Raw genomic sequence first — 10,328 nt, forward strand, 5'->3', positions numbered from 1 at the left:
ATGGCGGATTCCCCCGCCACTGAGCTGCTCAGCGAGGAATCTGCGCCGAACGCACTCTGAGGTCACGCGCGAGGTGGTCGCGCTGTTCGATGACAAGTCGGCGCAGAGCGCCCGGCGCGTCCGCATTCGCCTCGAGCCAGGCGTCGACGGCGGCGAGCGAGTCGGATGCCGGGAACAGACCGTTGACGAGCCGGCGCGCCAACTCGATGCTGCGGTCCTGCCAGGCGCCGCGAATGCGCGCGAAGTAGTCGTCGTCCAGACCAGCGATGAGGTCACGCCGCCCGCCGGCGCGCACACCGTCGATCGTGGCGCTCAGGTGATCATTGGTGAGCGTGTCGTCCTCCCACGCCGCATGCCATGCCGCGGTGCGCGACTCGACTGTGGGATTGGCCCACATCGCACGGATCGAGGCCGTGCGACCGCTGGCGGTGTCGTCGCGCTCGAGCTCAGCGGAGATATGCTCACCGCTGGCGTGGCCGGTCGCACGCAGCGCGGTCAGCAGTGCCCACCGCAGATCAGGGTCGACGGACAGACCCGCTGGTGCGTCACCGTCGAGCATTGCGCGAATCTCGGCTGCGCGAGCATCGTCATAGGAGGATGCGGCGGCAAAGGCCCGTGCCCACGACAGCTGCGCGTCACTGCCGGCGTCCGCCTCGTTCAAGGCGTTCCAGGTCGTGGCGACCCAGTCTGTGCGATATGCGCTCCGGAGTTCTTCAGGCAGATAGTGCCCAATGGCGTACGCCGCGTTGGCGAGGACTCCGGTGAGCAGTCCGATGTTCGCTTCGGACGCTGCGTGCGCACCGACGATCCGTACGTATCGCTCTGCGGGGAGTTCGCCGTCGCGCGTGGCATTCCACAGCGACGACCACACCAGGGCCCGCGGCAGCGGCTCCAACGAAGACAGCGCCTCTTCCACGGCATCCAGAGAACGCTCATCGAGTCGCGCCTTCGCATAGGTGAGGTCATCGTCGTTGATGAGCACGAGGTCGGCTTCTGCGAATTCCACCGGTGTCTTCTCAGCAGAGATGTCGAGTTCGACAAGCTCACGACGCACAAGCCGACCGTCGGTGAGCTCATACAAGCCTACGCGCAACCGGTGCGGTCGCGGATTCGTCTGCACCAGCATCCGCTCGTCGCTCACGGTATGGAGCTGCAACGTCGACACACCGCTCGTCTCCAACCACGCTTTCGACCAACCGCGCATGTCGCGGCCGGAGACCTCTTCGAGCTGCACCAGCAGATCTTCCAGCGTCGTGTTGCCGTAGGCGTGAGCGGCGAAGTAGCGACGAGCACCCTCGAAGAAATGCTCTTCGCCGACGAATGCCACCAGTTGCTTCAGGACAGACGCCCCCTTGGCATAGGTGATGCCGTCGAAGTTCAACTTGGCCGCTTCGAGATCGGTGATATCGGCGACGATCGGATGTGTCGTCGGCAACTGATCCTGCTGGTACGCCCAGGCCTTGCGGTTCGCGGCGAACCGCACCCAGGCATCCGTGTAGCGCGTCGCGGCAGCGGAGGCGTGCGAGCCCATGTAGTCAGCGAAGGACTCCTTCAGCCACAGGTCGTCCCACCAGCGCATCGTGACGAGATCGCCGAACCACATGTGTGCCATCTCGTGCAGGATCGTGTTCGCGCGTGCGCCTCGCTGCGCGTCGGTGGCTGCGCCGCGGGCGAGGTATGCCTCGGTGAAGGTGACGAGGCCGGGATTTTCCATGGCGCCGAGGTTGTACTCAGGAACGAAGATCTGGTCGTACTTGCCCCACGGGTATGCGAAGGCGAACGCCTCGGTGAAGAAGCCGAGCCCCTGTCTGGTGACCTCGATAATCTCGTCTGCTTCGAGGAAAGCCGCCAGTGAGGGGCGGCAGAGGACGCCGAGCTCGATGCTCTGATCGCCGTGCCGCCACACGCCGTCGACACGGTGATAGGGACCTGCTGCGACCGCGGTGATGTAGCTCGACAGCGGCAAGGTCGGAGCGAACTCCACCGTCTGTGTTTCGCCCTGTTCGTCCACGGTGACGACGGGCTGATTCGACAACACGTGCCATCCGAGCGGGGCGCTGACGACGAAGGTATACGACGCCTTCATGTCAGGTTGCTCGAAGCACGCCATCACGCGACGCGAATCAGCCGGTTCATACTGGGTATACAGGTATGTCTCGCCATCGACCGGGTCGACGAATCGGTGCAGTCCTTCACCAGATCGACTGTAAGCACCGCGTGCCTCGACGATGACAGTGTTGGATGCCGCCAGCCCGGTGACCGCGATGCGAGCGCCGTCGTACCGAACGGGCTGCTCGACGCCGTTGACACTCACCCGGCTGACGGATTCGCCGATGAAGTCGATCCACGTCTCGGATGCGGTGGCATCGAACATCAGCGTGGTCGTGGTGCGGAAGCCGCTCTGGTCAGGATCGATCGCGTCGCGCAGGTCGAGTTCGACGCGTGACGTATGCACGGTGATGCTCGCGGATCGCGCGGCTGTCTCATCTCGGGTCAGGTTCGCTGATCTCATCTCTTCATCGTTTCATGCGCGCCGAGATCTCGACGAACACCGGGCGATGCAGATGGGCTACGATTGACCGAAACCTTCACGATGGCTCTCGGAATCTCCGGCAGTTCATCGGTCCGACTGCCAGCCGGCACGGTGACCACTCACTATTTCCTCCTCCATCTACCTCACGCTCTCAGCACTGTCGAGCCGCGATCTACGCCGCCGCAGCGAGAGCCCGCAAGCTGCCGAGCCGAACATCGTCGAGGCATGACGGGTCGAAGCTCGGCCCACGAACACAAAGGAAACACAGCATGGCCACTGGCACTGTCAAATGGTTCAACTCCGACAAGGGCTACGGCTTCATCGCTCCCGATGACGGTTCGGCCGATGTCTTCGCGCACTTCAGCGCGATTCAGGGCACCGGACACCGCAACCTCGAGGAAGCGCAGAAGGTCGAGTTCGACACGGAGCAGGGCCCGAAGGGTCCTCAGGCGACGAACATCCGCTCGCTCTGATCTGAATCAACACAGCCCGCACCTCGCCCCGGCGAGTGCGGGCTGTGTAGTGTCTGGTGCTCTCGATTTGACTCATCCGGTCTCGGCACGTAGGTTACAGATCGGTAACGGTCTCACCCGAAGGGATCGTCCGCGAGCACATGTGCTCCTTTGGAAGGATCCCGTCACGACTTCAGCACCACCCGAGGGCGCGCCCGAAGACGCCCCCGAGACAGCTCCAGCCCGGCCGCGACTGCGGCGCGACCTGCGACCCCGCACGGCTCCTGTCGCCCCGCCCGCGTCGAATCCGACGAAGCCCGCACGCCCCACCTCGGCGACTCCCCCAGCCCGTCGCGCAACAGCCGGCAAGAAACGGCCCTGGGCGAAGACCAAGGCCATCGGCGCGACCTTCGCCATCGGCGCGCTGGTCACCGGTGTGGCGATACCCGCCTTGAGCGCAGGCGCCGATCCCGTCTCGGCCCAAGCGGTCAGTCCCCTGGCCGCAGCCGAAGACGATGCCCAGTCGTATAGCGCTGACGATGAGATCCGCGCCACTATCGCCCCACGAGGAAACTTCGGGGCCACGACGCCGGAAGAGATCGAGGAGACGCGGTCACAGGCTGTCGCCGCCGCCCTCTCGGCCGGAATGCCCTTCGCCAGCGCCATTGACATTCCGATCGCCGACGGCGTCGTCATGCCGATGGCCGCCGGCAGCTACTCGTTCACCTCAGCGTTCGGTGATGCCCGGCCGGGGCGCACCCATCTGGGACAAGATTTCGCCGCCTCGACGGGCACACCGATCCGAGCGGCCATGACCGGATGCGTGTCTCGTTCGACCGAGAGCTATCAGGGCTACGGTGTCACGATCCAGATCGAGAGCATCCTGGACGGACAGGCCGTGAGCACCGTCTATTCACACCTGAACTATGGCACACGAGCCGTTGAGGTCGGCGACTGCGTCGAAGAGGGGCAGTACCTCGGCGACGTCGGCTCGACAGGCTATGTGTTCGGGTCATGCCTGCACTTCGAGGTACACGTCGGCGGCGTCGCGATCGACCCGCGTCCGTGGCTTCAGCAGCACGTCGGCTGAGCCAGCGAGAAACGAAAACCCCCGCCTGAGCGGGGGTTTTTCTTTGGCTGGGGTACCTGGACTCGAACCAAGAATGGCGGTACCAGAAACCGCTGTGTTGCCAATTACACCATACCCCAAGGGCGAAACCAGAGCTTCGCACCGAGGTACTACTGTACCCGACTTCGCGGGTGCGTCCAAAACGCGCGGCTCGATTGACACCGCCGGGCGCGTCTTGCGCCTCACTCCCGCAGCACGTCGCGGAGCAGGCCCAGTCGGCGCAGCGATTCGTCCTTGCCCAGCAGTTCCATCGACTCGAACAACGGCGGTGAGACGCGCCGCCCCGTGATGGCGACACGAGGCGGACCGTAGGCGACGCGCGGCTTCAGCTCGAGCTTCTCGACCAGCGCGGCGGCCAAGGCATCCTGAATGTTCTGCGGCGTGAAATCTGTGACCGGCTCGAGAGCCGTGACACATGCCTCGAGAACGTCAGCAGCGTTCGCGGGCAGGCCCTTCATCGCATCGGCGTCATAAGAGATGTCGTCAGTGAAGAGGAAGCCCATCATCCCCACAACATCTCCCAGCAGCTGCACGCGCTCCTGCACGAGCGGAGCCGTGCGGAAGGCGAGCACCAGCTGCTCATGCGTCGGCTCATCGAACAGGCCCGCCGCAGCCAGATACGGGATCGTCCGCTCGGCGAAGTCCTTCTCATCGAGCATTCGGATGTGGTCACCGTTGATCGACTCGGCCTTCTTCTGGTCGAAGCGCGCCGGGTTCGGATTCACGTTTTCGATGTCGAACGCGGCCACGAACTCGTCCAGAGAGAAGACGTCGCGATCGGGACCGATCGCCCAGCCCAGCAGCGCCAGGTAGTTCAGCAGCCCCTCCGGGATGAAGCCGCGGTCGCGGTGCAGGAACAGATCGGCCTGCGGGTCGCGCTTGGAGAGCTTCTTGTTGCCTGTTTCTCCCAAGACGAGCGGCATGTGCGCGAAGCGCGGCACGAATGTCGTCACGCCGGCTTCGATCAATGCCGCATACAGCACCAGCTGGCGAGCCGTCGACGGCATGAGGTCTTCGCCGCGGAACACGTGCGTGATGCCCATCAGCGCATCATCGACCGGATTGACAAAGGTGTACAGCGGCACACCGTTCGGACGCACGACGACGAAGTCAGGGAAGGAACCAGCGGGGAACGTGACCTCACCGCGGATGAGATCGACATAGGTGAGATCTTCATCCGGCACGCGCAGACGCAACGCCGGCTGGCGCCCCTCAGCGCGGAACACCGCCTTCTGCTCATCGGTCAGGTCGCGGTCGAAGTTGTCATAGCCGAGCTGCTTCGCACGGCCGTTGGCCTCGTTGCGCGCGTCGATCTCTTCGGCGTTTGAAAAGCTCTCGTAGAGTGCTCCGCTGGCGAGCAGCTTGTCGATCACACCACGGTAGATGTCGTGACGCTCAGATTGCCGATACGGTGCGTGCGGCCCACCGACCTCGACGCCCTCATCCCAGTCGATCTTCAGCCAACGCAGGGCGTCGAGCAGCTGCTGATAGCTCTCCTCGCTGTCACGCGCAGCATCCGTGTCCTCAATACGGAAGACGAGCTTTCCGCCGTTGTGGCGCGCATAGGCCCAGTTGAACAGCGCGGTGCGGATGAGCCCGACGTGCGGAAGACCGGTCGGCGATGGGCAGAAGCGAACGCGAACGTCGGCACCGGTAGCAGTTGTGGTGAGAGCGTGAGGAGTAGCCATAGCCCCTCAATCCTACGCGTGCGCGAGAGTGTCAACCGGCGCGTCCCCCGGCCAGCGCTGCCGTGTGCTCCAGCGGCACTTCACCCTCGACCGCAGACTCGTCGCAGAGTACGTCAAACGCTCGGCGGAACGCCGCGCGATCGTGGGGGTCGAGCGACAGATACAACGCCCCGGCGGAGGCGACACCGCCCTCGGCCGACAGCCACAGCGCCTCGGGCGACACCTTCCAGACCCAGCTGAGCTCGGTCGCCTCCACACCGTGCCAGCCGCCATCAGCCAGCATCCGGCTAAACCCGCCCGCTGAACGCTCGAAGTCCTTCTCGGCAGGAAGCCGGGCCCCCGCCATCGGCGGGAGTCCTGCGCGGTCGCTCACCGTCGCCCAGAACCACGACGGTGACAGAGTCCAGATCGTCGCGATGAGCGCAGCATCCGCGCGCGCGACCCGGCGAAGCTCGGCGGCAGCCGCCCGCGGATCCGGCACATGGTTGAGCACGAAGTTCGCCGTGACGGCGTCGAATGAGGAATCCGCGAATGGCAGCTCCGGCAGGGCGCCGGCGACGAACGCAATCATCGGATGCCGCGCTGCCGCAACGTCGCGCATCGTCTTCTCGGGCTCGCAGCCGGTCACCGCCCAGCCGCGCTCAGCAAGCGCAGCCGCCAGGGTTCCGGTTCCCGACCCGACATCGAGCGACCGCCGCTCCTCCGGCGCACCCAGCGCCTCGGCGATCGCCTCCGTCGTCCCAGCGCACAGCGCGTCATACGACGCGGCGTAGGCGGCTCCGACACCGTCCCAGCCACTCATGCGACACGCATCCGGCCCGCTGGCGCGGTCACGACGATCGCAAGAACGATGACGGATGCCGCGACGCCCAGCCCCGCGTACTGGAAGTTCGCGAGCACGACGCCCGCCAACACCGCACCGGCAGCCGCACACAGGCTCATGAGAGAGTCGCTGCGCCCTTGACGACGCGTTCGCAGCTCGGGAGCACTCGCCTCGGTCAATAGCGCAGCCCCAGCGACCGTCGCCGCGCTCCACCCGAGCCCGAGCAGAATCAGGGCGGTCATCACTCCCCCGGCCGAATCGTTCGCGAAGACCGCGAAGCCGAGAGCGCCCGCCAGCATCGCCTGCCCGAGAAGCACCACCTGCAATCGACCCCACCGGTCGGCCAGAATTCCGAAGATCGGAGACAGCCCGTACATCCCCGCCACATGCAGCGCGATCGTCACACCGACGAGCGATGACACATCGGCGCTGGATGCATGCCCGGCATGGGCGCTGTGGGCCATATGCGACAGGTGCACCGGCGTCATCGCCATGACAGACGCCATCACGACGTGCGAACCCGCGATCGCGAGGATCGCATAACGAGCCACCGCCGGTCGATCGCGCACGGCGGGCGTCGAGGCCTGCGTCGCCGCGGCATCTCGCGCAACACGCTGCGCCAGAAGCAGCGGGTCGGGTCGCAGCGCGACGATGTACAGTGTGAATGCCGCCAGCTGCGCGACGAGCGAGAACAGATACGAACCGGTCTGCGGCGGCATGCCGATCGCTTGGCCGACGATCTCGCCCGGCCCCAGCAGCAACGGGCCAGACACCCCGCCGATCGTCGTCGCCCAGACGACCACAGAGAGATCACGACCGCGATGCTTCGGCGACGCCAAGTCCGTGGCGGCAAAGCGTGACTGCAGATTGCCCGCGTTGCCAGCGCCGATCATCACGATGCCGACCAGCAGCATCGGGAAGAGCCGCAGCGCAGCAGCAAGGATCACCACGGCGATTCCGACCAGTGCGAACAGGTTGCCCAGAGTGAGCGCACGGCGGCGTCCGACACGGCTCGCCAGGCGCGCCAACGGAATCGCGCACATCGCCGCGCCCAACGTCACCGCCGCGGTCGCAAGTCCGGATAGCGCGTCGTCACCCGAGATATCCGCTGCCAGCAGCGCCCCCAGCGACACGGTCGCGCCGAAGGCGATACCGCCCAAGATCTGGCCGATCGACAGCACGACGACCGTGCGGCGTTGTACGGCCGCCTGGTCGACGGCCGCGGATGTGGTCATCGAGCGTCGCGCACGATGCTGCGCAGTATGCCGAGGCCCGTGACCTCGACCTCCACCGTGTCACCGGCAACGACGGTGCCGACGCCAGCCGGGGTGCCCGTGAGGATGACATCGCCCGGCAACAGCGTGAACACGGCCGAGGCGTACGCGATGATCTCAGCCACCGAGTGGATCATGTCGCTCAGCGGCGCGCTCTGACGCACCTCCCCGTTCACACGGGTCTGGATCGTGGCATCCGCCGAATCGAACTCGGTCTCGATCACCGGTCCCAGTGGGCAGAAGGTGTCGAAGCCCTTGGCGCGCGTCCACTGTCCGTCCTTCTGCTGAAGGTCGCGCGCCGTCACGTCGTTGCCGATGGTGTAGCCGAAGACATAGTCCAGGGCGTTCTCGGCCGTGACGTTCTTCGCGATACGTCCGATCACGACGGCGAGTTCTCCCTCGTGCTCGACGCGCTCCGACAGCGCCGGACGCACGATCGTGTCGCCAGGACCGATGACGGACGTGTTCGGCTTGAGAAAGAGCAACGGCTCTGCGGGCGCTTCACCGCCCATCTCGGCGGCGTGGTCGTGATAGTTCTTGCCGACGCAGACGACCTTCGACCGAGGGATGACCGGTGCGAGCAGAGCGGCATCGGCCACCGGCACGCGCTCACCGGTCGTGTCGAATCCGGCGAACATCGGGTCACCGGACAGCACGACGAGCTCCTGCTCATCGACGATGCCGTAGCGGATGGCGTCACTGTGGCTGAAACGTGCGATCTTCACTCGAACAGCCTACTTCTTCGCACCGGCTCAGGCGTCGAGCCGGTACAGCCAGCCGTGCTTGTCCTCGCGACGACCGTACTGAATGTCGGTGAGTTCCTCGCGCAGCGAGAGCGCGAGGTCTCCGCGAGGCTGCTCGTCTTCGAAGCCTTCAGCGACCAGGGTTCCGATCGGCGTGACCACGGCCGCTGTTCCGCACGCGAACACCTCGACGATGTCACCAGAGGCGACGCCATCGCGCCATTCGTTGAGCGAAACCGCGCGGCGCTCGACCGTGTGCCCGCGGTCTTCGGCGAGCTGCAGCAGCGAGTTGCGCGTGATTCCCTCGAGGATGCTGTCCGATTGGGGCGTCACGATGCGCCCGTCTTTATAGACGAACACGACGTTCATGCCGCCGAGCTCTTCGACATTGCCGTCCTGGTCGAGGAACACGACCTGGTCGCATCCCTTCTCAGCAGCCTCGGCTTGCGGCAACAGGCTGGACGCGTAGTTGCCGCCTGTCTTCGCCGCACCGGTGCCGCCCCGTCCGGCCCGCGCATAGGTCTCGGACAGCCAGATGCGCACCGGCTTGACGCCTCCGCTGAAGTACGACCCCGCCGGGCTGGCGATCACATAGTAGGCGACCTTCTGTGCCGGACGAACGCCGAGAAACGCCTCTTTCGCGAACATGAACGGCCGCAGGTACAGGCTCTGGTCTTCGCCCGAAGGAGTCCACGCTCCGTCGACGGCGATCAGCTCACGAAGCGACTGGATGAAGTACTCCGCCGGCAGTTCGGGCAACGCCATGCGCCGCGCGCTGCGCTGCAGACGCGCTGCATTCTGATCGGGTCGGAACGTGTGGATCGAGCCATCGGCGTGCCGATAAGCCTTGATGCCCTCGAAGATCTCCTGGCCGTAGTGCAATACCGCAGCTGCCGGGTCGAGCGCGATCGGGCCGTAGGGCTGCACCCTCGGCCGATGCCATCCACCCCGAGCCGACCAGCAGATGTCGACCATGTGGTCGGTGAAGGTGCTGCCGAAGCCGGGGTTCTGAAGAATCTCGTCACGCTGGGCTGCGCTGCGAGCGGCGAGGTTCTTGGTCACGGAGAACTCAAGAGGCGCGAGTTCGGTTTCGATCGATGTCATGTCACATCCTGCGTTTGATGCGGGTGGCGATTGTGTGCGTCCAGACTACGCCTGGAGCCGACTGACGATGGCGTCACCCGTCTGAGTGGTGGTACGAGAACCGCTGCGCTCGGCGATGTCGGCTTCGACCGCGCGGGCGACCCGATCGGATTCTTCTCTGAGCTCGAGGTGATCGAGAAGCAGAGCGACCGAGAGGATCGCCGCCGTGGGGTCGGCTTTCTGCTGCCCTGCGATGTCAGGCGCCGAGCCGTGAACCGGCTCGAACATCGAGGGAAACGTGCCGTCGGGGTTGATGTTTCCCGATGCAGCAAGGCCGATGCCGCCGGTGACAGCACCTGCAAGGTCTGTGAGGATATCGCCTAAGAGGTTGTCGGTGACTATCTCGTCGAAGCGCGTAGGGTTCGTGACCAGGAAGATCGTCGCCGCGTCGACGTGTAGATAGTCTACGGCCACATCCGGATGCTCGGCAGCCACCTCGTTCACGATGCGCTGCCACATTCCTCCGGCGTGGACGAGCACGTTGGTCTTGTGCACCAGTGTCAACTTCCGAGGGCGGCGCTCGGCGAGCGCGAACGCCGCACG

The 10,328-nt window shown here is 65.4% G+C and carries 9 protein-coding genes and 1 tRNA gene; 2 read left to right on the forward strand and 8 right to left on the reverse strand.

Annotated elements, in window-relative coordinates; all coding sequences use genetic code 11:
* Positions 1-28: 28 nt before the first annotated feature.
* Positions 29-2,512, reverse strand: coding sequence for an aminopeptidase N (gene pepN / locus Q1J95_RS03995; RefSeq protein WP_300265979.1), 2,484 nt, complete (start codon positions 2,510-2,512; stop codon positions 29-31).
* 290 nt (positions 2,513-2,802) lie between these two features.
* On the opposite strand from pepN, the gene Q1J95_RS04000 reads away from it, so the two are divergent.
* Positions 2,803-3,006, forward strand: a complete 204-nt coding sequence (locus Q1J95_RS04000; protein WP_300265980.1) for a cold-shock protein — start codon at positions 2,803-2,805, stop codon at positions 3,004-3,006.
* 142 nt (positions 3,007-3,148) lie between these two features.
* Positions 3,149-4,075 (forward strand): peptidoglycan DD-metalloendopeptidase family protein, encoded by a 927-nt coding sequence (locus Q1J95_RS04005; protein ID WP_300265981.1) that lies wholly within the window; start codon positions 3,149-3,151, stop codon positions 4,073-4,075.
* A 44-nt stretch (positions 4,076-4,119) separates the two neighbouring features.
* Here Q1J95_RS04005 and Q1J95_RS04010 read toward each other — a convergent pair.
* From Q1J95_RS04010 to Q1J95_RS04040, 7 genes are all read right to left on the reverse strand, one after another.
* Positions 4,120-4,194 (reverse strand) — tRNA-Gln (locus Q1J95_RS04010).
* Positions 4,195-4,296: 102 nt separating this feature from the next.
* Entirely contained in the window at positions 4,297-5,802 is a 1,506-nt protein-coding gene (gene gltX / locus Q1J95_RS04015) for a glutamate--tRNA ligase (protein WP_300265982.1), read from the reverse strand.
* Between the two features lie 31 nt (positions 5,803-5,833).
* Entirely contained in the window at positions 5,834-6,604 is a 771-nt protein-coding gene (locus tag Q1J95_RS04020) for a class I SAM-dependent methyltransferase (RefSeq protein ID WP_300265983.1), read from the reverse strand.
* Positions 6,601-7,860 carry an MFS transporter gene (locus tag Q1J95_RS04025; protein WP_300265984.1) on the reverse strand — a complete coding sequence of 420 codons (1,260 nt, stop codon included), beginning with the start codon at positions 7,858-7,860 and terminating at the stop codon, positions 6,601-6,603. Before Q1J95_RS04025 ends, Q1J95_RS04020 begins: the two co-directional genes overlap by 4 nt.
* The gene (locus Q1J95_RS04030) at positions 7,857-8,624 is read right to left on the reverse strand and encodes a fumarylacetoacetate hydrolase family protein (protein ID WP_300265986.1); all 768 of its coding nucleotides are present in this window, start codon (positions 8,622-8,624) and stop codon (positions 7,857-7,859) included. Before Q1J95_RS04030 ends, Q1J95_RS04025 begins: the two co-directional genes overlap by 4 nt.
* A gap of 27 nt (positions 8,625-8,651) precedes the next feature.
* Positions 8,652-9,746 carry a branched-chain amino acid aminotransferase gene (locus tag Q1J95_RS04035; protein WP_300265987.1) on the reverse strand — a complete coding sequence of 365 codons (1,095 nt, stop codon included), beginning with the start codon at positions 9,744-9,746 and terminating at the stop codon, positions 8,652-8,654.
* Positions 9,747-9,791: 45 nt separating this feature from the next.
* Positions 9,792-10,328, reverse strand: a 537-nt coding sequence (locus Q1J95_RS04040) for an isocitrate/isopropylmalate family dehydrogenase (protein ID WP_300265988.1), incomplete at its 5' end; no start/stop codon positions are given.

The sequence above is a fragment of the Microbacterium sp. genome (assembly GCF_029263575.1).
GTDB lineage: Bacteria > Actinomycetota > Actinomycetes > Actinomycetales > Microbacteriaceae > Microbacterium.

Coding starts and splice junctions, on each gene's coding strand:
- pepN (WP_300265979.1), bottom strand. CDS start 2,512: ATGAGATCAGCGAACCTGACCCGAGATGAGACAGCCGCGCGATCCGCG.
- Q1J95_RS04000 (WP_300265980.1), top strand. CDS start 2,803: ATGGCCACTGGCACTGTCAAATGGTTCAACTCCGACAAGGGCTACGGC.
- gltX (WP_300265982.1), bottom strand. CDS start 5,802: ATGGCTACTCCTCACGCTCTCACCACAACTGCTACCGGTGCCGACGTT.
- Q1J95_RS04020 (WP_300265983.1), bottom strand. CDS start 6,604: ATGAGTGGCTGGGACGGTGTCGGAGCCGCCTACGCCGCGTCGTATGAC.
- Q1J95_RS04025 (WP_300265984.1), bottom strand. CDS start 7,860: ATGACCACATCCGCGGCCGTCGACCAGGCGGCCGTACAACGCCGCACG.
- Q1J95_RS04035 (WP_300265987.1), bottom strand. CDS start 9,746: ATGACATCGATCGAAACCGAACTCGCGCCTCTTGAGTTCTCCGTGACC.